Raw genomic sequence first — 20,846 nt, 5'->3', positions numbered from 1 at the left:
GCGCCTCAGAACAGGCCCACCACCAGCCCTGTGTCATCAAGCCCGATGGTCTCGGCCGAGGGCACCTTGGGCAGGCCCGGCATGGTCATGATCTCGCCGCAGATCACCACGATGAAGCCCGCACCGGCGGAAAGCCGGACTTCGCGGATCGGCAGGGTGTGCCCGGAGGGGGCCCCGCGCAGGTTCGGGTCGGTCGAGAAGCTGTATTGCGTCTTTGCCATGCAGACCGGAAAGTGCCCGTAGCCCGCCGCTTCCCATGCCCGCAACTGGTCGCGGATCGACTTGTCGGCGATTACTTCGCCCGCGTGGTAGATGCGCCGCGCGATGGTGTCGATCTTGTCAAAGAGCCCCATTTCATCGGGGTAAAGCGGGGCAAAGGCACCGGCACCGCTCTCGGCCAGCGCCACCACCTTTTGCGCCAGTTCCTCGGCACCCTCGCCGCCCTTGGCCCAGTGGTGGCAAAGCACCGCCTCGGCACCCTGACGGGCGACATATTCCTTTACCGCCGCAATCTCGGCCTCGGTGTCGGAGGTGAAATGGTTGATCGCCACCACAACCGGCACGCCAAAGCCTTTGACGTTGGCAATATGGCGGCCAAGGTTCGGGCAGCCCTTGGTCACGGCGGCCACGTTTTCGGCCCCGAGGTCGGCCTTGGCGACGCCACCGTTCATCTTCATCGCCCGCACGGTGGCGACAATCACCGCCGCCGCAGGTTTCAGCCCGGCCTTGCGACACTTGATGTCAAAGAACTTCTCGGCACCAAGGTCGGCACCGAAGCCCGCCTCGGTCACCACATAGTCGGCCAACCGAAGTGCCGTCTGGGTGGCGATGACCGAGTTGCAGCCATGCGCGATGTTGGCAAACGGGCCGCCGTGTACAAAGGCGGGGGTGTTTTCCAGCGTCTGCACGAGGTTCGGCTGCATCGCATCCTTGAGCAAGACCGTCATCGCGCCATCGGCCTTGATGTCGCGGCAGTAAACCGGGGACTTGTCGCGCCGATAGGCCACCACGATGCGACCAAGGCGCTCTTGCAGGTCTTCAAGGTCGTTCGACAGGCACAGAATCGCCATCACTTCGGAAGCCACGGTGATGTCAAATCCGGTTTGCCGCGCAAAGCCGTTGGAAACCCCGCCAAGCCCCACAACCATGTCACGCAGCGCGCGGTCGTTCATGTCCATCACCCGCCGCCAGACAATGCGGCGCTCGTCGATTTCCAGCGAATTTCCCCAGTAGATGTGGTTGTCGATCATCGCCGTCAGCAGGTTGTGCGCCGAGGTGATCGCGTGAAAATCGCCGGTGAAATGCAGGTTCATCTCTTCCATCGGCACGATCTGCGCATAGCCGCCGCCCGCCGCGCCGCCCTTCATGCCGAAGTTGGGGCCAAGGCTTGCCTCGCGGATGCAGATGGCGGATTTCTTGCCGATCCGCGCCAGCGCATCGCCAAGCCCGACGGTGGTGGTGGTCTTGCCCTCGCCCGCCGGGGTCGGGTTGATCGCGGTGACAAGGATCAGCTTGCCCTCTGCGCGCCCTTCCAGCCCGGCGATGAATTCGCGGTCCACCTTGGCCTTGTCGTGACCATAGGGAATGAGCGATTCCACGGGAATGCCAAGTTTCGCGCCGATCTGGGAGATCGGGAGTTTCTTCGCGGCGCGGGCAATTTCGATGTCGGTTTTGACGGTCACGGGGGAAGCCCTCCAGAGGCATCGGGGTTTGGCGCAGACTAGCCAGTTACAGGCCGCAGGAAAGCGCGTTTGCGACATGAAAGCGAAAGGATGCGCCGCCCGCCGGAAACCCTCTACACGGTCAGAACAAAGAACAGGCGGCGAAACGGCATGAACACCGACCCATCAGCCTCGGCCGGGTAAGCCAGTGCCAGTGCCGCCTCGTAGCGCGCGACAAAAGCGGCCTGTTCGGCAGGGCCCAGCTTTTCGGCCATGGGTCGCATCGCGGTGGATTGGGTAAAGATCCGCACCGGGTGGGCGCTCGCTTCAGCCGCTAGGCGTTGGGTGTATTCGCTCTCCCACACCTCCGCGCGGCCAAGGGCGGCGAGCAGGCGGGCATAGTCAGGTGCGGCCATCACCGGCGGCTTCCAGAGCGAAAAATCGAAGCGGTCGGGGAACATCTCGGCAGCAATCGCACGCAGCAGACGGTGGCTTGGCGCATCGTGCTGGCGCGGCATCTGCACCGCCAGAACCCCGCCCGGCGGCAGCAAGGCGGCAAGCCGCGGCATCAGCGCGGCGTGGTCGGGCAGCCAGTGCAGCGCTGCGTTGGAAAAGATCAGTGCCGGGGGTCTGGCGGGGTGCCATATGGCAATATCGTCGGCGTCGCACCGCTTGTAGGCACCGGTTGCCGCCGCCTCTGACAGCATCGCAGGCGAGGTATCAATGCCAATGATCCTGCGGTCTTCAAACCGCGCAGCCAGCGCCGGGCCAACAGCGCCACTGCCGCAGCCGAGGTCTATCACGTCGCCCTTTGGCAGCCTGCCCACCTGCTCCAGCAGATCGAGCGCGGGACGGAGGCGCAGCCCGCGAAAACGGGCATAGGCCTCGGGGTTCCAATCGCTCACAACCAGCCTTTACGCTTGAAATAGAGGTAGGGCAGCACCGCCGACAGCACCTGTAGCCCGAGCGCGAAAGGATAGCCCAATTGCCAGTCGAGTTCGGGCATGAAGCGGAAGTTCATGCCGTAGATCGAGGCGATCAGCGTGGGCGGCAGGAATACCACCGCAGCCACCGAGAAAATCTTGATGATGCCGTTTTGCTCGATGTTGACCATGCCAAGTGTCGCATCGAGCAGAAAGGTGATCTTCTGGGTCTGCGCATTGGCGTAATCGGCAAGCGAACGCAGGTCGCGCGCGACGGTCTTGATGCGCGAGCGCCGATCTGCGGCACCCTTCTTGGCATCGGGTGCCAGCGAGAAAAAGCCGATCACCCGATCGAGCGTGGCGAGGCTTTCCTTGATCTTGGCGTTCATGTCTTCGGCCTGACCGATGCGCTCCAGTATCTGCGAAAGCTGGTTGCGCTGTTCCGGGCTGCGCGCACCGGAAACGAAAACGTCGCGCGAGATATCGTCGTGCCGCCGGGCTGCGGCCTCCAGAATGTCGGCGAGGCGGTCGGTGACGGTTTCGAAGATCGCAATCAAAAGCGTCGTGCCGGAGCGGATGCCAAGATCAGCCTTGGCGGCGCGCTGGCGGAACGTGGCGAACGAGCGCGGCGCGTGATAGCGCACCGTCACCAGCCGGTTTCCCGAAAGAATGAAGGTGACGGGGGCCAGTTGCGGGGCTTCGCTATGCGCGTTGGCAACCACGCTGGCGGTCAGAAAGAAGGCACCGCCTTCGGTGTAAAGCCGCGAGGAAGCTTCGATCTCTTCCATCTCCTCGCGGGTGGGGATCTCGACACCGAGCAGGGTCTCAAGCTGGTGCTCTTCCTCAAGCGTGGGGGCCTGCATGTCGTGCCAGAGCACCTCGTCGGCGGCGAGAATCGCCCCGGGCGGGCCGTCATAGGTGGTCAGCAGGCCGTTGCGCACAATATAGGTGGTGATCATCGCGCCCTCCTCCGCCGTTGCTCCGGCCTGCGGGCACCCGGCTTGGGGCAGGAACCGCTGGCAAACGCCCCCTAACCGGGCGCGCGCCCGCTGTCCAGCCCCTCAGGCATGGGCCGGCGCTTCGCGCTGGCGAATGGCTTCAGGCGCTGGGTTCGGGGGCGTGGCCGCTGCCCTTGGGCGCGGTGGGCTTGGTACGCGGAACCGCCATAACCGACGGCACGTTGCCGGTCGGCGGCTGCGCGCTCGTGTCATCGCCACCAAGCGTCTCGCCGCGGGTGATGCGCGCGATTTCTTCGCCGGTCAGGGTTTCGTATTCGAGCAGGCCTTTGGCCAGCCGCTCCCATTCCTCGGCCTTCTCGATCAGAATGGCGCGCGCCGCCGTATAGCCCTCATCGATCAGATCCTTCACTTCGGTCTCGATCAGCTCCTTGGTCGCCGCCGACACCGAGAAGCCGCCGGTAGAGCCGGAATAGCCTTCGTGCGCCTCGGCGTAGTCGATGCTGCCAACCTTGTCGGACATGCCCCAGCGCATCACCATGGCACGCGCCAGCTGGCTGGCCTGCTGAATGTCACCCGCCGGGCCGTTCGAAACCCCCTCTTCGCCGTATTTGATGATTTCGGCGGCCTTGCCTGCCATGGTCATCGCGATGCGCTGCTTGGCCTCATCCTTGTGCATGTTCAGCCGGTCCATCTCGGGCAGGCTGACAACCATGCCAAGTGCTGCACCGCGCGGAATGATCGTGGCCTTGTAAACCGGGTCGCATTTCGGCATCGCCATGCCGACAACGGCGTGGCCAGCCTCATGGTAGGCGGTCTTTTCCTTCTGCTCGGGTGTGAGCACCATCGAGCGGCGCTCGACCCCCAGCATCACCTTGTCCTTCGCCTGCTCGAAGTCTTCCATCGTCACGAACCGCCGCCCGATCCGCGCCGCCATCAGCGCCGCTTCGTTGACCAGGTTGGCAAGGTCGGCACCGGAAAAGCCGGGGGTGCCACGGGCGATCAGCCGCAGTTCCACATCGGGCCCCTGCGGCACCTTGCGGGCGTGCACCTGCAGGATTTTCTCGCGGCCCTTGATGTCGGGGTTCGGCACATGGATCTGGCGGTCAAAGCGGCCGGGGCGCAGCAGCGCCGGGTCGAGCACATCCTTGCGGTTGGTGGCGGCCACGATGATCACACCCTCGTTGGCCTCGAACCCGTCCATTTCGACCAGAAGCTGGTTCAGCGTCTGTTCGCGTTCGTCATTGCCGCCGCCAATGCCGATGCCGCGCGAACGGCCCACCGCGTCGATTTCGTCTATGAACACGATGCAGGGCGCGTTCTTCTTGGCCTGTTCGAACATGTCGCGCACCCGGCTTGCGCCGACGCCTACGAACATTTCGACAAAATCGGAACCGGAAATGGTGAAGAATGGCACCCCCGCCTCGCCCGCGATGGCGCGGGCCAGCAGGGTCTTGCCGGTGCCGGGCGGGCCCACAAGCAGCGCCCCCTTGGGGATCTTGCCGCCGAGCCGCGAAAATTTCTGCGGGTTGCGCAGAAACTCGACGATCTCCTCAAGTTCTTCCTTGGCCTCGTCAATGCCTGCAACATCATCAAAGGTGACTCGCCCGTTCTTCTCGGTCAAGAGCTTGGCCTTGGATTTGCCAAAGCCCATCGCGCCGCCTTTGCCGCCACCCTGCATCCGGTTCATGAAAAATATCCAGATGCCGATCAGCACCAGAAAGGGCAACCAGACGCCAAGGATCGACATGAAGCCCGATTGCTTTTGCGCCTCGACCTTCACCTCGATGCCGTTGGCGATCAGCTTTTCAGTGATCTGGTCGGCTTCGGGCTTGATGGTGGTGTATTGCACCCCGTCCTTGCCGCGGAAAACCACCTGCTCGCCATCGAGCACCACGCTTTCCACGCCGCCGGTCTGCACTCGGGTCAGAAAGTCGGAATAGCTGACCGAGCGCGCGCTCAGGGTGCCCTGCCCGCCGCTGAACAGGTTGAACAAGGCAAGTATCAGCAAGAACAGCACGACCCAGAAGGCGATGTTGCGCACGTTACCCAATGGGTATCCTCCCATGTACCTGGCGCACACCCGTGGCGCGCGTCCGTTGCAAGTGAAAATAGGCATTCGGCCAGAAGGTTCAATGCACGAAAAGCGAAGCGAGGAAATCATCGCCGTTGCGGGCGGGTTCTGCGCGCCAGCCATTGGCGAAACCGGCAAGCGGAGCCGCCACCAGATCCGGCCCACGCCAAAGCGCAGGATCGGCGGCAAGGGCGGCACGCGGGCGGCGTGATGCGCGCCAGTCGGGGCAAAGCCGCAGCCCCGCCTCGCCAAGCGCGCGCACCTCGCAGCCGGGGGCGTCCGGCCCGGTGATGCGCCAGCGCCCGTCCCAAAGCGCCCCCGGTGGCACCGCGCCCGAAGCGGCGGACGCCTCGCGGCAGAGCCGCAGCAGCGGCCCCTCGGGCAGAGCCAGGCAGCCGTGCAGCGTGGCGGTGGTACCGGCACCCGCAGCCTCGGCGAACCCGGCCAGCGCCGGGCCGCGCGGCGCGTATTCGCTGCCCGCGATCCAGCGCAGGGCATGGGCAAGCAGGCGGCGTCGCACCTCGGCGGGCAGCGCCTCCAGCCCGGCACGGTCGATCAGCACCTCGACCGCCTCGACGCGCGCCAAAGCCGCCGCTGCGGCGTGCGTTTGCACCACCAGCGCCGCGCGCACCTCGCGCAAATGCTGGGTCACTTCGGCGACTCCGGTGGCGGTAATGCCGAGCGGCGCAAGGGCTGCGAGCGCGGCGCGGGCGCGAATCCGTTCGTATGCCGCGTTTTCGTTGCTGGGGTCATCAACCCAACCGAGTCCACGCGCCCCAAGCCAGCCGCGCAATTCGGCCCGGGTACTCTCCAAGAGCGGCCGCAGCCAGAGCATGCCCTCAGCAACCCGCTCGGAGGCCATGCCCGAAAGCCCGTCAACCCCGGCCCCGCGCGCCAGCCGCATGAAGAAGGTCTCGGCCTGGTCGTCGGCGGTATGGCCCAGTGCCACGGCGGGCAGGCCCTCGTCGCGTGCCCAATCGGCGATCAGCCGGTAGCGCGCGCGCCGCGCCGCCTGCATCAGGTTGCCGTGCCCGTCCCATCCGCGCCAGACCAGCGCCCGGTGCACCAGCCCAAGCGCCGCCGCGGCGCGCATCACCCCGGCCACCTCTGCCGCGGCCTCGGGCCGCAAACCGTGGTCGAGCGAAACCACCACCGGCTCGGGGCCACCTGCGGCGCGATGCTCTGCCAGAAGGTGCATCAGCGCGATGCTGTCGCCGCCCCCTGAAACCGCAACGCCCAGCCGCGCAAAGCGACCGGGCGGCAGAGCGGCGGCAAGGCGCGCCGCAAGCGGCAGCGCGGGCAACTGGGTCACTGGCAGTTCAGCGTGCGCATCATCGCGCCCGCCTCGGTCGCGGCAGCGGCTCCGGGAAAGCGCAAGCCGACCTCGGTCAGCATCGCGCAGGCCTCGGGCACCTGTTGCAGATCGGCAAGCGCCCGGCCGAGCATCAACAGGCTTTCCGGCGCGCGCGGCCCGTCGGGTGCCCCGGCAAAGCCTTCGAGCCAGGCGCGCGCGGCCCCCGCAACATCGCCCGCAGCCTGCAACGCCTGGCCACGATAGAATTGCGCGTCGGCAGTCAGCGGACCGCCGGTGTAAGTGGTGTTGAACACAGCAAACAACTCGGCTGCGCGCGCGTATTCGCCCGCATCGAGCGCCGCCTTGGCGCGGTCGAAATCGGCCTGCTCGCTCATTGCCAGCGCCGGGGCCGATCCGGTCACCCCCGCGCCAGAGGCACCGCCGCCATTTGCCGCCACCGCACCGCCACCCAAAAGCGGCGTCGCTCCGACCTTGGAAATATCGCAGCCGGGTTCCAGTTCGCAAAGCCGGAACTCCAGATCGCCAAGCCGGTTGGTGCCATCGGCGACCACCCGGTTGATGCGGTTCTCCAGCGCCTCGCTTTGCGCCGTCAGCCGCACCAGCGCCGCCTCGATCGCGTCCATCCGCGCCAGCGCACCAACGCCGCCCGCCGCGACGAGCCCGGCACCACCACCGCCGATCAACTCGGCGCGCAGACCCTCAAGCGCGGTGGCAAGCGCGCCCAGTTCGGCGCGAATGGAGGCCAGCGACTGGGCATTGCCTTGCGCCAACGCCGGTGAGGCCAGCGCAAGACAGACCGCAAGCACGCCCAATCGCCGCATCTTCACCCCCTCAAACGCCCGCGCCAAGCGAAACCACGGTCAGCGCGCGGCGGTTCTGCGCGTAGCAACTTTCGGTCGAACATACCGCCAGCGGGCGCTCCTTGCCATAGGACACGGTGCGCAGGCGGTTCGGCGCAACGCCTTGCGAAATCAGGAATTCCTGCACCGCATTTGCGCGCCGCGCGCCAAGGGCGAGGTTGTATTCGCGGGTGCCCTGCTCGTCGGCATGGCCTTCGATGATCGCCGAATATTGCGGGTTCTGGGTCAGCCAAAGCGCCTGCCCGGAAAGGATGTTGCGCGCTTCGGGGGCCAGCGTCGATTGATCGACCGCGAACAGCACCTTGTCGCCCACCGTCTGCATGAAATAGGCCGGCGAGCGCGGATCTGACGGATTGCCGAGCGGCGAGGTCGAAATGCCGCCCGCGCCGCCAGCGCCAGCGCCGGTGCCGAAACGGTCAGGGTTGTTGCACGCCGCCAGCCCGAGGGCGGCGACGATCAGAAGCGATTTGGTGATCAGGGTCATGGTGGTTCCGCCTTGTTTCTTGTTGGCTCGATTGCAGTCAGTCTAACAGGTTGGCGCAGGCTTGGAAATCCGGCGCGGGGTCAGGGTTGTAACGGCGACCAGGCCGGGTCGGATGCCGGGCCGGGGGTGGGCACCAGCTTGAGGTTGCGCCCCGAGATATCGACCGAATAAAGCCGCACCTCGCCCGCCGCACCGGGGGTTTCGCGGGTGAACATGATGACCCGGCCATTCGGTGCCCAGGTCGGCCCCTCGTCGAGGAAAGAGGCGGTCAACAGCCGCTCTTCGCTGCCATCGGTGCGCATTACGCCGATGTGGAAACGGCCCGGCGTTTGCTTGGTAAAGGCGATGAGGTCGCCACGCGGCGACCAGACCGGGGTGCTGTAGCGACCATCCCCAAACGAGATTCGCGCCGCCTCGCCACCTGCAACCGGCATGATGTAAAGCTGCTGGGTGCCCGAGCGATCGGATTCGAACACGATCTGGCTGCCATCGGGTGACAGCGACGGCGCGGTTTCAATGCCCGGCGTGTTGGTCAGCCGCGAGGCAGCGCCCGAAGCGATGTCCATCACCCAAAGGTCGGTATTGCCGCCTTGTTCAAGCGAATAGACCACCCGCGCGCCATCGGGCGAGAACCGCGGGGAAAAGGTCATGGTGCCGGGCTGATCGGCCAGAAACCGCCCCGAAACCGCCGCCACATCGATCAGCTTGATGCGCGGGAAGCCGGTTTCGAAGGTGGTGTAGAGCACCCTGTCGCCGGTGGGCGAAAACCGTGGCGAAAGCACGATGGTGCTTGAATCGGTCAGGTATTGCAGGTTGGCACCATCGTAATCCATCACCGCCAGCCGCTTTTGCCGCGCCCCCTTGGCCCCGGTTTCAGAGACGAAGACCACCCGGCTGTCGAAATAGGCCCCCTCTCCGGTGATTGCCGAATAGGCGGCATCGGCCACCTTGTGCGCAATCCGCCGCCAGCTTGTCGCCGAGCCACCAAGCTGCTGGCCGACCATTTCGGTGCCCGAAAACACGTCGTACAGGCGGAATTTCACCGTCACCCGCCCGTTCGACACCGATACCGCGCCAACGACCAGCGCCTGTGCATTGATCGCTTTCCAGTCTGCATAGGCGACCGGCGCGTCAAAACTGGTGATCCGGGCGATATGGGCGCTGGCGGGAATGTCGCGGAAAAGGCCGGTTCCGGTCAGATCGCTTGTCACCACCGCGGTGATGTCTGCGGCATATTGCGCGGCATCCGGGGTTTCGGCAATGAACAGCGGCACTGCATAGGGCAAAGGCTCGATCACACCTTCGGTGATTTCGATGCGCAGCGGCCCGCTTTGGGCCAGCGCGACGGGAGCCGGGGCCAGCGCCACAAGGGCGAGCACGATGAAAAGCAGGGGGCCGAGGTGCATCAGGCAAATCCCTTTTGTCGGGTTGGGTCGGTTGGTGCCACTATGGCCGGGTCCGCGCATCACTTCATCCTCATTTTTTCGGGATTGAAGACGATTTCAATTGTCGCCCACTGGTCGTATTTCTCGCTGGGCAGCGCGAAGCCGTTCGCACCGCAGCGCAGAATGGCGCGGCGACCGGCATCGAATGCCAAGGCCGCCGAGGCTTCGGTGCCGCCCTCCGCCGAAATCCGCCGGATCGAGGCGGCGTTCGGGCGGCCGTCGGGCTGCATGTCAACACTGATCGTCACCGTGGTGCGCAGCGCATCGGTGGAAAGCGCGCCAACGTTCCAGCACGCCTTCACCGCCAGCACCAGCGCATCCTTTTCGCCCGCGGTCAACGGCGGGCCGGTTGGCGCGCGGCCAACACCGCCGGTGCCGGTCGCGGCGGGCGCGGCCATCGCCTCGGCAAGGGCTGCCGCCACCGCATCGGGTGCGGCCGGGCGCGGCGGCGCGGGCGTTGCCGCTGCGACTGCGGCAGGGGGGCGCTTTGGTCTTGCCTGCGGGCGTGGCGCGCTGAGCGGCGCGGAACTGAGCGGCTCGGCCTCGGTCGGCGTCGCCTCGGTGACAATCTCGGTGGTCGCCTCGGGCGGTGCCGCGGCGGCTTGCGGCGGGTCGGGCACCGGCTCTGCCGCCGGGTTCTCCTCCGGCGTAACGGCGGCCACGGGGATATCGGCAACCGCCGCGTCGGGCGGCGGCGCGGCGGCGGGCGTGGGTGCCACCCGCGTCACCGGGCGCTGCTCGGGCACCGGGCTGACCTCGGGGGTCAACCGCGGCGAGGCGACCTCGACCGGAGGCAAGGGCGGCGCGGGCGGCGCATCGGGCACCTCGGCCAGTTGCGGCAGCGGCTCGGGCGGGGTTGGCAGCGGTTCGGCCAGCGGTTCGGCCAAAGGCTCGGCAAGGCCCGGGGTCGGCGGCGGGGCCTCTGCCGTCGGTGGCGGCGATGCGGCATCGGCCTGCGGCACCTGTGGCTCGGTTGCCGGTGCCTCCGCCAGCCTTGGCGCGGCGGCGGTCATCGCCATGAATTCGGCCTCGGACATCACCGAAACCTCGGTCATCTGCACCGGTGGCGCATGGCGCGGGCGCAGCAGGGCACCGCCAAAGGCAACCCAGGCGATCACCCCGATATGGAGCGCCGCCGAGAGGCCCGTGCCGATCCTGTCCGCCTTGTCCATCGGCATTCGCTGCCCTTGCCCGCCCTAGTTGCCCGGCGCGGTCTGCCCGGCAAAGCCCGGGCCGCCCGCATCGGTCACCAGCACGATGTTGGAATAGCCCGCGTTGTTCAAAGCCCCCATCACCTGCACCACGCGCTCATAGGGAATGGCACCGTCTGCGCGCAGAAAGAGTTTGTCGCTGACGCGCTCCGCCGCCACTGCGCGCAACCGCCCGATCAGTTCGGCGTCCGGCACCGGCGTGTTCATCACCATGATCTGCCCGTCGAGGGTCAGCGAAATCGTCAGCGGTTCTTCCTGCTCGGCGGGCACGGCGCGGGCGGCGGTCTTGGGCAGTTCCAGCGGCACCCCCACGGTCAGCAGCGGTGCCGCAACCATGAAGATGATCAGGAGCACCAGCATCACATCGACGAACGGGGTCACGTTGATCTCGCTCATCGCGGCATGACGACGGTGCCCAGACCGCCGCCTGCGCCTCCCGCCGCCCGCCTTTTTCATCACGCCCGCGCCCATCGCCTAGTCCGCGTCCAGCTGGCGCGACAGGATGGTGGCGAATTCGTCGGCAAACGCCTCGTAGCCCGAGGTGATGCGGTCGCTGTCTGCCGAAAGCTTGTTGTAGGCGACCACTGCCGGAATTGCCGCCAGCAAGCCAAGACCGGTTGCCATCAGCGCCTCGGAAATGCCCGGTGCCACCACCGCCAATGAGGTGTTTTGCGAAATCGCGATGCCCTCGAACGCCACCTTGATGCCCCAGACGGTGCCGAAAAGCCCGACGAATGGCGCGGTGGAACCGACCGTGGCCAGAAACGGCAGCCCGGCGTTCAGATGCTCGCTTTCCTTGGCAATCGCCACATCCATCGAGCGGTCGATGCGCGCCTGCGCCCCGGCAATCAGCCCGCCGTCTTGGCGGTGGCTGCGCCGCCATTCGAGCATGCCCGCCGCGAAGATCTTTTGCGACGCCCCCGCAGGTGCCGCGCCGATCGCGTCGAACAACTCATCCAGCGGCTCGCCCGACCAGAAGGCGCGGTCGAACACCCCCGCCTCGCGCCGCGCCAGACGATAGGAGATGAACTTGCGGATGATGATCGACCACGACCAGAAGCTGGCCAGTGTCAGCAACAGCATCACCAGCTGAACGGTCAGTGACGCGCGGGCGAAAATCGCCAGCAACGAAAAATCGATCTCTTGCGCTGCGGCAAGGGTGCTTGGTTCCATCGGTCTCTGCTCGCCTTATGGGCCGCGTTATCTGCGGCTCTGATTGGCAGGCAAATTACACGCGGGGAAGGGGAAAGCCAACACATCTGCGTCAGATGCGCGCCAAGATGCCGCCTCAGCCGAGATCCTGCGCCAATCTTTGGCGAATTTCCGCCGGAATCCGCGCGGCAGCGCCACTTGCGCCGATGCAGACGCAGGTGACATCGGCGGCAAACAGCACCGCGTCGCCGCGCCGCACCTGCTGCGCCATCTCGAAGCGCGCGCCGCTGACGGCGGTCAGGCGGCTGGTGACGGTCAGCACCTCGCCGAAATGCGCGGGCTTGAGGTAGTCTGCCACCACCCGGCGCACCGCGAACACCACCCCCTGATCGCGCCGGAGCGCCATCTGATCGACCCCGAGCGCCGCGATCCACTCGCTGCGGCCGCGCTCGATGAACTTGAGGTAATTGGCGTAATAGACGATGCCCGCAAGGTCGGTATCTTCGTAATAGACGCGGATCGAAAGCGTATGGGTCATTTGCTGTCCATCTTGATAAGCCCCGAAAACCCGGCCACGGCAAGCAGCGTCAGCCCCCAGCCCGCGGCAATGTGCAGCCAAAGGTAAACCCGCGCCGCAGCACCCCGCGCCGAGCTGTCATCGGGGATCCAGTAGCTTTGCATCTCGAGCGCGACCACCGGGATCAGCGTATCGGCGGAATAGACGAAGGCGCTGAAGCGCGGATAAGCCCGCCCCTCGGGCTGGCGCTGGAAACAGGCAAGCTGGGTTTCGCCCGGTGCCGCCCGGCCCGAAACGATGCGCCCGAGGCTCGGAACATGCCGCCGCGCATCACTGGCAAACCCGCAGAGCACCCATTCCGGCGCGCGCTGAATTTGCGGCAGGTTCGGCTTGATCGCTCCAGCGCTTGCGGCATAGCCAAATGCGCCCCAGCCGATCAGGAGTATGCCCGCAAGCCAGGCAAATGCCCAAAGCGGCTCGCGGCCATAGCGAACGGTGATGGCCAGCAATGCGTCGGCCACCAGATAGGCCCAACGTTTCGGGTGAAAGCGGTTGATCCGCGCCCGCCGCGCCCGGCGCTGCAACCGTTCCTTCTCGATCAATATCTTGCGGGCATCACCCTGATGCCCCATCTCGCGCAGCACCCGCGCGCATTCCTCATAGGGCTGCGGCCAGAACTCCTGTTTGAACCGCGCCGGGTCTTGCAGCGCCAGCCAACGCAGACGCGTTTTTGCATCGACTGGGGCTTTCCCGGTAAATGCCCCGTAGCGGCAGCGATCAAGGACCAGATTGCCCGGCCCCGGCCAGCACGCGGGGTCGTCAACGATGATCCCGATTTCGGCAGCGGTCAGGTCGAGCCGGCCTTTGACCTTCGCGCCTTCACGCAGAAAAAACACACCGGTTATCTGCGCACCTTGCACGGTCAGCGCCCGCCCGTCCTTGCTCGCCGAGAACTCCGCCGCTGAGCAATCAAGATCGCCGCCGAGCTTCGCCCCCAGCAGCCGCACTTCGCCTTTTGCTTTCACGGAGCTCAGAAGCGCACGTCGCGCCTCAATCCCGTCGGCGTTCAGCGCCTCGCCACCCTCGCCCGCCGTGAACTGCGCCCCCGTGCAGTCAAGGTCGCCGCCGAGCTTCGCCCCCAGCAGCCGCACTTCGCCCGTCGCTTTCACGCCGCGCAAAAACACCCCGCCCCGCGCCTCAAGCCCATCGCCGCCAAGCCCCTGCGCCAGCACCGATCCATTGAGGAACAGGCTTTGCAGCCGCGCCCCGCGCAGCAGAACCATGTCGGCGAAGTGGCAATGAAACAGCCCCAGATCGCCCGCCAGCGTGCAGCCTTCAAGGTCAAGCCCGCGCGTCTCGGCCCCCTCCGGCCCGTCGCCCTCGATCACCGCACCCCAAACCCGCAGCCCCTTTTCCGAAACCTTGCAATCCTCGAACCCGCCCAGCGCCAGCGCCCGCAGGAACGAGGCGCGCAGCCGCGCCTCGCGCGGTGCATCCGGCCCCGGCAGCGCGGGCGACACCACGAACGCCTCGCGGTTGCCCGCCTGCAACCACGCCACCAGCCGCTGCTCGGCCGGCCACAATTCCCCGAACCCGGCCAGATCGCTCACCCCGCACCCCCCTGAACCGCCACCCGCGCCGCCAGCCGCAGCGCGTGGCTGGGATCACGCGCGGCGGCGGGCAGTGCCGCATCATAGCCCGCCCGGATCAGCGCCGCCACCGGCGCGCGCAACACTGCCACCCCCCGCACCTCGGCCAGCGCCGGGCGCAGGGCAAAGGCCCCCTCGCCCCAGGCTAGGATCATCTGCACCGCCTGCCCGAGCGCCAGGGTTTCGGCGGGCAGCGCGGCAAGCGCCGCATCCATCCGCACGAAGGCAAAACCGGCCTTGATCGCGCCGCCGCTGTCGAAACGGAAGCTTCGATACTGGTTCGCCGCCTGCGCGTTCAGCCGCGCCACCAGCGCAGGCACATCGCCCAGCATTGCCGCCAGCCCCGGCACCGCCAGCAACTCTTCCCAGTCGCGCAGGAAAAACAGCATCAGGTTGGCACCAAGATCCGGGTCGGTTTCGGCCATCCGGTGCCGGGCCAGCGCCACCACCGCCTCGATCGCGCCCTTGACCACGGCAAGCGTCGCGTCATCGACCCCGAAAACCACCGGCACGATCGGCCGCCCCCAGCGCGCGAACCTGTAGCCCCCGTCGCCGTGCCGGAAATGCGCCTCGACCTCGCCTGCCTGCACCGCCGCCCCCGCTGCTTCAGCCCAAATATCCACGCCCCGGCCCGGCCCCCGCGCCACGGCCATCATCGCGCCTGCGGCAGCGGCGGCGGGCGCGCGGCCCCGGCGGGGCCCAAGCCCGCCGCCCCGCGCTTCAGATCAACCCGTGGCTGCGGAACATCGCCTTCACGTCGGTTTCCGGGCGCGCGCCGAAATGGCTGATGACCTCGCTGGCGGCAAGGCAGCCCATGCGGCCCGCGACAGCCAGGTGTTGCCCCGAAGCGTAGCCGTAAAGGAACCCCGCCGCGAACTGATCGCCCGCCCCGGTGGCATCAACCGGCACCACCCGGTGCACCGGCACCGTCACCCGCTCGCCCTGCCCGATCAGCACCACATCAGCCCCCGACCGGGTGCAGACCACCATCGCGCAATCGCTTGCCGCCTGCGCCAGCGCGGCATCAAGGCCGCACTGATAAAGCGCCTCCCATTCATGCTCGTTGCCGATCACGTAATCCATCTCGTCGCGCACCAGGCGGCGAAAATCGGCGCGGTGGCGGTCAACGCAGAACGGGTCTGAAAGCGCGACACCGGCGCGACCACCGCCGCCATGGCAGGCCTTGACCGCCTTGAGAAAGGCCGCCTTGCCCTTGTCCTTGTCGAACAGATACCCCTCCAGAAACAGCAGTTGCGCGCTGCCTGCCACTACTTCTGCAACATCATCGGGGCCAAGCTCGGCTGAAATGCCAAGGTAGGTATTCATCGACCGCTCGCCGTCGGCGGTCACGAAGATCATGCTGCGCGAGGTCGGCAACTCGCCCCCCGCCACCGGTGCGTTGACAAAATCGGTGCCCTCGCCCGCCATCGAGCGGGCGTAAAAGCGGCCCAGGGCATCATCGCGCACCCGCCCGATGAAGGCGGTGGAAAGCCCGAGGTTGCCAAGCCCCGCAAGCGTGTTGGCGACCGATCCGCCGGGTGCCTGGGTGCGCGCATCCATCGCGGCATAAAGCGCCTCGGCGCGCTCGCGTTCGATCAACTGCATCACACCTTTGGTGATGCCCATGTGTTCAAGAAAGTCATCGTCGGTCTGGCTGAGCACATCGACGATGGCATTGCCGATGCCGACCACCTGATACCGGGTCACGGGGTCTTCTCCTCGAAAAGGCAGATGTCGGAGATCGGGCAGCTGCCACAGCGCGGCTGGCGGGCGGTGCAGATATAGCGCCCGTGCAGGATCAGCCAGTGGTGCGCGTGGCGCTGAAACTGCACCGGCAGGTTATCCTCCAGCGCCCGCTCAACCGCCAGCACGTCGCGCCCCGGCGCTATGCCGGTGCGGTTGGCGACCCGGAAAACATGCGTATCGACCGCTTGCGCGGGGTGACGGAAGGCGATGTTCAGCACCACGTTGGCGGTCTTGCGGCCGACGCCGGGAAGCGCCTGCAAGGCTGCGCGCGAATCCGGCACCGTGCCCGCGTAGCGCTCGATCAGGATCTGGCTGAGCGCGATGACATTGCGCGCCTTTTGCCGGAACAGCCCGATCGTCCTGATCGCCTCGACCAGCCGCTCTTCGCCAAGCGCGACCATTGCCGCAGGTGTCGCGGCGCGCGCGAAAAGCCCGCGCGTGGCCTTGTTCACGCCCGCATCGGTGGCCTGGGCGCTGAGCACAACGGCAACCAGAAGCGTGAAGGCATCGGCATGTTCCAGCTCGCCCGCAGGTGCCGGATTGGCCGCCTGAAAGCGGCGGAAAATTTCTGTCTGGCGGGCGAAATCAAGGGCTCGGCGCATCTGCCCCCTATGCCGCCCGATGCCGCCGCTGGCAAGGGCCACGCGTGTTTTCAGCAAATTGCGCACGTTCTTTTTTTCGGCATTAACCGGCGCTTCGGCGTGGTGCCCGATGTTGCAAACAGGCGTGGTGGCAAGGGGCGGGTGCCGATGCATATCTGCTATCCGAGGGGCGCGCTGCAACGCGACCCCGTTTTCGGTTCTTGGGTATTCGACCCGGGCTTTGGTCTGGCCTCGGTTGCGCTGAAACTGGAGAAGGTAACTCCGGGCGGGGTTAGCGTGCTGCGTGATGCGCAGGGGCGCGAACGCGCACGCGGGGCGCTGAGCTATGACACGCCGCTGCGCCTGCTGCGGGGAAATGGCGGCTGCATCGGGGTGGAGCGGGTCGAGATCGGCGCGGTTACCGTCATTGTGCCAACAGAACCGCTTGAACCGGGGTTTGCCTACATGCAGGCCGAGGCACCCGCCCCGCCGCTGTTGCGGTTTGGTGCCGCCGCGCTGGCGCAACTTGCGGCGCTTGGGGCAGGTGCGATGATCGCCACCAAACAAGGCGCTCTGCCGGTCGAATGGCTTCGCCCCGGCGACAAGGTGCTTACCCGCGACCACGGTTATCGGCCCTTGCTTTCTGTGGCGCGGCTGGAAGGCGTGGATGCGCGCGCAGAAGCGGTGCCGTTCTGGCTGCCTGCCGACGCTTTCGGCGCGCATAAACCGCAGCGTCCCTTGCTGGTAACGCCCGGGCAAAGGGTGCTGATCGCGGCTCCCGAATTGCGGCTGATGTTTGGCGAAGGCGAGATGTTGGCGCGCGTCGATACACTGGCGGCAACCTTCGGCATTGCCCCCGAGCCGCGCGCGCTGGTGCCACGTCTTTTCGTGCTCATCTGTGCCGCGCAGGAAGTGGTTCTGGTTGACGGCCTCTGGTTTGATACCGCGCTTGCCACGCCCGATCTGCTTGCGGCGTTTCCGCCCTCTGACCGGGCAACACTGGCCCAAACCCTTGGCGCCGACCACGCGACCCCTGCCCGCAACGGGCTCGACGCCCGGGGGCTTGCCGCGCTCGCCTGCCCGGCATTGCCCGGGCGGCGCTGGCTGGCCGCCTGAAACCACAGCTTTCGGGTCGCGCGCCCGCGCGCCACCGCCTATCATGGGGCGGAAAGGACCAGCCATGCGCGCCGTCGAGGACCATTACCATTACCGCGTGATCGCCCGGGCGCTGGCGCTGATCGATGCTGCGCCCGCCCCCGGCCCCTCGCTGGAAGAACTGGCTGCTGCCCTTGGCATGAGCGCTGCACATTTCCAGAAGGTATTCTCGGCCTGGGTCGGGGTTTCGCCCAAGCGCTACCAGCAATACCTGACGCTCGACCATGCGCGGGCGTTGATCGCGAAGCGCCTTCCGCTTGATGCGGTGGCCGACCTCGCCGGGCTTTCGGGAACCGGCCGCCTGCACGACCTCTTTCTGCGTTGGGAGGCGATGAGCCCCGGCGAATATGCGCAGGGCGGCGCGGGGCTGGAGATCCGGCACGGCAGCTTTGCCTCGCCCTTTGGCGAGGTGGTGGCGATGGGCACCGAGCGCGGGCTTTGCGGCCTGGCCTTTGCTGCCGAGGTCGGCGCGCAGGCGGCTTTTGCCGATCTTGCCCGTCGCTGGCCAGCGGCGCGTCTGGCACCCGCCCCGGAGGCGATTGCGCATTGGGTCGAGGCGGCGCTTGCGCAGCGGGGAGAGGCGGCACTGCATCTGATCGGCGCGCCATTCCAGATCAAGGTCTGGGAAGCGCTGCTGTCGATACCTTCGGGACAGGTCACCACCTATGGCGACATTGCCGGGGCCATTGGCGCGCCACGCGCCCTGCGCGCGGTGGGAACGGCGGTCGGACGCAACCCGCTGGCCTTTGTCATTCCCTGCCACCGGGCGCTGCGCAAATCTGGCGCGATGGGCGGCTACCACTGGGGATTGCCGGTCAAACGTGCCATGCTTGCCTGGGAATCGGCGCGGGCGGAGGCAGTTCCCGGCAGGCTGGCACGAACGTGATGCGCAAAAACCTGCCGGTGCCCCAAGCCTGCGTGGAACTCGGTCGCAGAGTGGCGTTATACTCGCGCCAAGGCCCCGCCAGGGGGCTTCGGGCATGAGGTGTGACATGAGCGGTAAACGGATAATCCTGACGGTAGCCTGCAGTGCGGTTCTGGTTGCATCCTGCACCAACCCCGAAGGCGCGCTTGCGCCCAACCGCACGCAAGGCGGTGCCACCATCGGTGCCATGCTCGGCGGCTTTTTTGGCGCAACACGCGGCGGCAATGACGCGCTTGGCAAGGCGGCTGTTGGTGCGGTTGCCGGTGCCGCCATCGGCGGGCTGATCGGGCAGGCTCTTGACAAGCAGGCAGCCGAACTTGACCGCGATCTCGGCAATGGTGTTGGCGTGGTCAATACCGGCAGCGCCTTGGTGGTGACAATGCCGCAGGATCTGCTTTTTACCACCGACAGCACCGCGCTGCGCCCCGAGTTGCAGCGCGATCTGCAAACCCTTGCCACAAGCCTGCTGCGCTACCCGGATACAATGGTCGAGGTTGTCGGCCATACCGACAACACCGGCGCGGCGGGCTACAACCAGACCCTGTCGCAGGGCCGCGCGAATACCGTGGCGGGGGTGCTCGCCAATTCCGGGGTGCCCTTCAGCCGCATCACCGCCTACGGCCGCGGCGAGGATCAGCCGATTGCCTCGAACCTGACACCGGAAGGTCGCGCGCAAAACCGCCGTGTCGAGATCATTATTCGGCCCAATAGCTGAAGCTCGGCAAAGCTCCGCACGGAAGCCGGGCGAGCCGCACCGCTTTGTCTTGCGCATCGGGTGATGTGGTCATAGATTTTGACCAAATCCGGGGGTGCGATGCCTTATCAGAAGATCGAGTCGGAAAAACTCAGCCAGGCAGTGGTGCGCCAGATCGAAGTGCTCATCCTGCAAGGTGTGTTGCGCCCTGGCGAGCGGCTGCCTTCCGAGCGCGAGCTTTCCGAGCGGCTCGGCGTATCGCGCCCGAGCCTGCGCGAAGCGGTGGCGGAATTGCAGGAAGCCGGGCTGCTGGTCACCCGCGCCGGGGCGGGCATATTCGTGGCCGATGTGCTGAGTGCTGCGTTTTCGCCTGCGCTGATCCGGCTTTTTGCAAGCCACGATCAGGCGGTGTTCGACTATCTCTCGTTTCGCCGCGACATGGAGGGGCTGGCGGCCGAGCGCGCGGCAAGGCTCGGCTCGGATACCGACCTCAAGGTGATCGACACGCTTTTCTCCCGCATGGAGACCGCGCACCAGAAACGCAACCCCGCCGACGAGGCGGCGCTTGATGCCGAGTTTCACATGGCGATTGTCGAGGCGAGCCATAATGTCATCATGCTGCACATGATGCGCGCGATGTTCGGGCTCTTGCTTGAGGGGGTATTTTACAACCGCAACGTCATGTTTCGCCAGCGCACCACGCGCGATTCGCTGCTCGATCAACACCGCGCGATCAACGCAGCCCTGCAGGCGCGCAATGCGCCAGCGGCAAAGGCCGCGATCGAGACCCATCTGAGCTTTGTCGAAGCGGCTTTGCTTGACCAGCAAAAGGCAGACCGCCACGAGGCGCTGGCGCAATTGCGCTTGCAGCACGAGGCTGAGCGCGCATGAAAAGCCCGGCCGCGACGGGCCGGGTTTTCATACTGCACCGGGTCAGGCTTCAGTTCAGCCGTGCCGCGACTTCGCCGATTGCGGCATCGGTCAGCTTCGACTTCGCATCTGCGCCAAGCTGCGCCGCCAAAAGCTCGGATGCTGCGGCCACCGCAACGTTCACCGCGCGGTCCTTGACATCGCGCAGCGCCGCCGCTTCGGCCGAAGCAATCTGCTCTTCCGCCGCTTTCAACCGCCGCGCAATCGACACCTTCAGCTCGGCCTTCGCCGCCTCGGCCGCCGTCATCGCATCACGCCGCGCCGTGGCCACGATCAGATCGGCGGTTTCCTGAACTTCGCGGCTCTTGCGCTCGTAGTTGGCCAGCAACGCCTGCGCCTCTTCGCGCAAGGTGCGCGCCTCTTCGAGGTCGGCCTTGATGCCCGCCGCGCGTTTGTCGAGCATGCCGCCCAGCATCGCCGGAACCTTGTAGTAAAACAGCACGCCCACAAACAGCAGGAACGCCAGTGTCACGATGAAGTCGGTGTTCTTCAGCGAAAAGAACGGGCCAGTGGCCGCAAAGGCCGGGCTGGCAGCAAACACCAGAACCGCCGAGAGCTTTTTCATCCT

At 66.5% G+C, this 20,846-nt stretch carries 21 protein-coding genes; 4 read left to right on the top strand and 17 right to left on the bottom strand.

What is annotated here, in order from left to right; all coding sequences use genetic code 11:
* Positions 1 to 5: 5 nt before the first annotated feature.
* The 16 genes from Q8J98_RS11370 to nth form a co-directional block, all read right to left on the bottom strand.
* Positions 6 to 1,682, bottom strand: coding sequence for a formate--tetrahydrofolate ligase (locus tag Q8J98_RS11370; RefSeq protein WP_305294441.1), 1,677 nt, complete (start codon positions 1,680 to 1,682; stop codon positions 6 to 8).
* Positions 1,683 to 1,795: 113 nt separating this feature from the next.
* Positions 1,796 to 2,566, bottom strand: a complete 771-nt coding sequence (locus Q8J98_RS11365) for a methyltransferase domain-containing protein (RefSeq protein WP_305294439.1) — start codon at positions 2,564 to 2,566, stop codon at positions 1,796 to 1,798.
* Positions 2,563 to 3,543 carry a magnesium transporter CorA family protein gene (locus Q8J98_RS11360; RefSeq protein WP_305183020.1) on the bottom strand — a complete coding sequence of 327 codons (981 nt, stop codon included), beginning with the start codon at positions 3,541 to 3,543 and terminating at the stop codon, positions 2,563 to 2,565. Before Q8J98_RS11360 ends, Q8J98_RS11365 begins: the two co-directional genes overlap by 4 nt.
* Positions 3,544 to 3,682: 139 nt before the next feature.
* Positions 3,683 to 5,593 (bottom strand): ATP-dependent zinc metalloprotease FtsH, encoded by a 1,911-nt coding sequence (ftsH, locus tag Q8J98_RS11355; protein WP_305183019.1) that lies wholly within the window; start codon positions 5,591 to 5,593, stop codon positions 3,683 to 3,685.
* 79 nt (positions 5,594 to 5,672) lie between these two features.
* Positions 5,673 to 6,908: a tRNA lysidine(34) synthetase TilS gene (gene tilS / locus Q8J98_RS11350; protein WP_370868084.1), complete on the bottom strand. Its 1,236-nt coding sequence runs from the start codon at positions 6,906 to 6,908 to the stop codon at positions 5,673 to 5,675.
* 14 nt (positions 6,909 to 6,922) lie between these two features.
* The gene (ybgF, locus tag Q8J98_RS11345) at positions 6,923 to 7,750 is read right to left on the bottom strand and encodes a tol-pal system protein YbgF (protein ID WP_305294437.1); all 828 of its coding nucleotides are present in this window, start codon (positions 7,748 to 7,750) and stop codon (positions 6,923 to 6,925) included.
* 10 nt (positions 7,751 to 7,760) lie between these two features.
* A complete protein-coding gene (gene pal, locus Q8J98_RS11340) occupies positions 7,761 to 8,273 on the bottom strand; it encodes a peptidoglycan-associated lipoprotein Pal (protein WP_305294436.1) in 513 nt (170 codons plus the stop codon).
* Between the two features lie 80 nt (positions 8,274 to 8,353).
* A complete protein-coding gene (tolB, locus tag Q8J98_RS11335; RefSeq protein WP_305294435.1) occupies positions 8,354 to 9,679 on the bottom strand; it encodes a Tol-Pal system beta propeller repeat protein TolB in 1,326 nt (441 codons plus the stop codon).
* Positions 9,680 to 9,738: 59 nt separating this feature from the next.
* Positions 9,739 to 10,896 carry a cell envelope biogenesis protein TolA gene (locus Q8J98_RS11330; protein WP_305294434.1) on the bottom strand — a complete coding sequence of 386 codons (1,158 nt, stop codon included), beginning with the start codon at positions 10,894 to 10,896 and terminating at the stop codon, positions 9,739 to 9,741.
* A gap of 18 nt (positions 10,897 to 10,914) precedes the next feature.
* The gene (locus Q8J98_RS11325) at positions 10,915 to 11,400 is read right to left on the bottom strand and encodes an ExbD/TolR family protein (RefSeq protein ID WP_305294433.1); all 486 of its coding nucleotides are present in this window, start codon (positions 11,398 to 11,400) and stop codon (positions 10,915 to 10,917) included.
* Between the two features lie 3 nt (positions 11,401 to 11,403).
* Positions 11,404 to 12,102 carry a protein TolQ gene (gene tolQ, locus Q8J98_RS11320; RefSeq protein ID WP_305183012.1) on the bottom strand — a complete coding sequence of 233 codons (699 nt, stop codon included), beginning with the start codon at positions 12,100 to 12,102 and terminating at the stop codon, positions 11,404 to 11,406.
* A gap of 115 nt (positions 12,103 to 12,217) precedes the next feature.
* Positions 12,218 to 12,619 carry a tol-pal system-associated acyl-CoA thioesterase gene (gene ybgC / locus Q8J98_RS11315; protein ID WP_305294432.1) on the bottom strand — a complete coding sequence of 134 codons (402 nt, stop codon included), beginning with the start codon at positions 12,617 to 12,619 and terminating at the stop codon, positions 12,218 to 12,220.
* Positions 12,616 to 14,208, bottom strand: a complete 1,593-nt coding sequence (locus Q8J98_RS11310; protein WP_305294431.1) for a hypothetical protein — start codon at positions 14,206 to 14,208, stop codon at positions 12,616 to 12,618. The genes ybgC and Q8J98_RS11310 overlap by 4 nt, the downstream gene beginning before the upstream one ends.
* Complete coding sequence (locus Q8J98_RS11305; RefSeq protein ID WP_305294522.1) at positions 14,205 to 14,837, bottom strand: hypothetical protein; 633 nt, start codon at positions 14,835 to 14,837, stop codon at positions 14,205 to 14,207. The genes Q8J98_RS11310 and Q8J98_RS11305 overlap by 4 nt, the downstream gene beginning before the upstream one ends.
* A gap of 130 nt (positions 14,838 to 14,967) precedes the next feature.
* Positions 14,968 to 15,954 (bottom strand): adenosine kinase, encoded by a 987-nt coding sequence (locus Q8J98_RS11300; RefSeq protein ID WP_305294430.1) that lies wholly within the window; start codon positions 15,952 to 15,954, stop codon positions 14,968 to 14,970.
* Positions 15,951 to 16,595 (bottom strand): endonuclease III, encoded by a 645-nt coding sequence (gene nth, locus Q8J98_RS11295; protein ID WP_305294429.1) that lies wholly within the window; start codon positions 16,593 to 16,595, stop codon positions 15,951 to 15,953. The genes Q8J98_RS11300 and nth overlap by 4 nt, the downstream gene beginning before the upstream one ends.
* Before the next feature lie 147 nt (positions 16,596 to 16,742).
* On the opposite strand from nth, the gene Q8J98_RS11290 reads away from it, so the two are divergent.
* From Q8J98_RS11290 to Q8J98_RS11275, 4 genes are all read left to right on the top strand, one after another.
* Complete coding sequence (locus Q8J98_RS11290; RefSeq protein WP_305294428.1) at positions 16,743 to 17,690, top strand: Hint domain-containing protein; 948 nt, start codon at positions 16,743 to 16,745, stop codon at positions 17,688 to 17,690.
* Between the two features lie 64 nt (positions 17,691 to 17,754).
* A complete protein-coding gene (locus tag Q8J98_RS11285) occupies positions 17,755 to 18,615 on the top strand; it encodes a bifunctional helix-turn-helix domain-containing protein/methylated-DNA--[protein]-cysteine S-methyltransferase (RefSeq protein ID WP_305294427.1) in 861 nt (286 codons plus the stop codon).
* Between the two features lie 106 nt (positions 18,616 to 18,721).
* Positions 18,722 to 19,369, top strand: coding sequence for an OmpA family protein (locus Q8J98_RS11280; protein ID WP_305294425.1), 648 nt, complete (start codon positions 18,722 to 18,724; stop codon positions 19,367 to 19,369).
* Between the two features lie 99 nt (positions 19,370 to 19,468).
* Positions 19,469 to 20,239 (top strand): FCD domain-containing protein, encoded by a 771-nt coding sequence (locus tag Q8J98_RS11275; RefSeq protein WP_305183004.1) that lies wholly within the window; start codon positions 19,469 to 19,471, stop codon positions 20,237 to 20,239.
* Positions 20,240 to 20,288: 49 nt separating this feature from the next.
* On the opposite strand, the gene Q8J98_RS11270 is transcribed toward Q8J98_RS11275, so the two are convergent.
* On the bottom strand, positions 20,289 to 20,843 hold the full coding sequence (locus tag Q8J98_RS11270; protein WP_305294424.1) for a F0F1 ATP synthase subunit B: 555 nt from the start codon (positions 20,841 to 20,843) through the stop codon (positions 20,289 to 20,291).
* Between the last annotated feature and the right edge of the window lie 3 nt (positions 20,844 to 20,846).

Source organism: Phaeovulum sp., assembly GCF_030684035.1.
GTDB lineage: Bacteria > Pseudomonadota > Alphaproteobacteria > Rhodobacterales > Rhodobacteraceae > UBA6213.
This window is presented reverse-complemented; position numbering and strand designations above follow the sequence as displayed.

Coding starts and splice junctions, on each gene's coding strand:
- Q8J98_RS11325 (WP_305294433.1), bottom strand. CDS start 11,400: ATGGGCGCGGGCGTGATGAAAAAGGCGGGCGGCGGGAGGCGCAGGCGG.
- Q8J98_RS11280 (WP_305294425.1), top strand. CDS start 18,722: ATGAGCGGTAAACGGATAATCCTGACGGTAGCCTGCAGTGCGGTTCTG.
- tolB (WP_305294435.1), bottom strand. CDS start 9,679: ATGCACCTCGGCCCCCTGCTTTTCATCGTGCTCGCCCTTGTGGCGCTG.
- Q8J98_RS11290 (WP_305294428.1), top strand. CDS start 16,743: ATGCATATCTGCTATCCGAGGGGCGCGCTGCAACGCGACCCCGTTTTC.
- Q8J98_RS11330 (WP_305294434.1), bottom strand. CDS start 10,896: ATGCCGATGGACAAGGCGGACAGGATCGGCACGGGCCTCTCGGCGGCG.
- Q8J98_RS11275 (WP_305183004.1), top strand. CDS start 19,469: ATGCCTTATCAGAAGATCGAGTCGGAAAAACTCAGCCAGGCAGTGGTG.
- pal (WP_305294436.1), bottom strand. CDS start 8,273: ATGACCCTGATCACCAAATCGCTTCTGATCGTCGCCGCCCTCGGGCTG.
- tolQ (WP_305183012.1), bottom strand. CDS start 12,102: ATGGAACCAAGCACCCTTGCCGCAGCGCAAGAGATCGATTTTTCGTTG.
- Q8J98_RS11270 (WP_305294424.1), bottom strand. CDS start 20,843: ATGAAAAAGCTCTCGGCGGTTCTGGTGTTTGCTGCCAGCCCGGCCTTT.
- ybgF (WP_305294437.1), bottom strand. CDS start 7,750: ATGCGGCGATTGGGCGTGCTTGCGGTCTGTCTTGCGCTGGCCTCACCG.
- Q8J98_RS11360 (WP_305183020.1), bottom strand. CDS start 3,543: ATGATCACCACCTATATTGTGCGCAACGGCCTGCTGACCACCTATGAC.
- Q8J98_RS11285 (WP_305294427.1), top strand. CDS start 17,755: ATGCGCGCCGTCGAGGACCATTACCATTACCGCGTGATCGCCCGGGCG.
- ybgC (WP_305294432.1), bottom strand. CDS start 12,619: ATGACCCATACGCTTTCGATCCGCGTCTATTACGAAGATACCGACCTT.
- nth (WP_305294429.1), bottom strand. CDS start 16,595: ATGCGCCGAGCCCTTGATTTCGCCCGCCAGACAGAAATTTTCCGCCGC.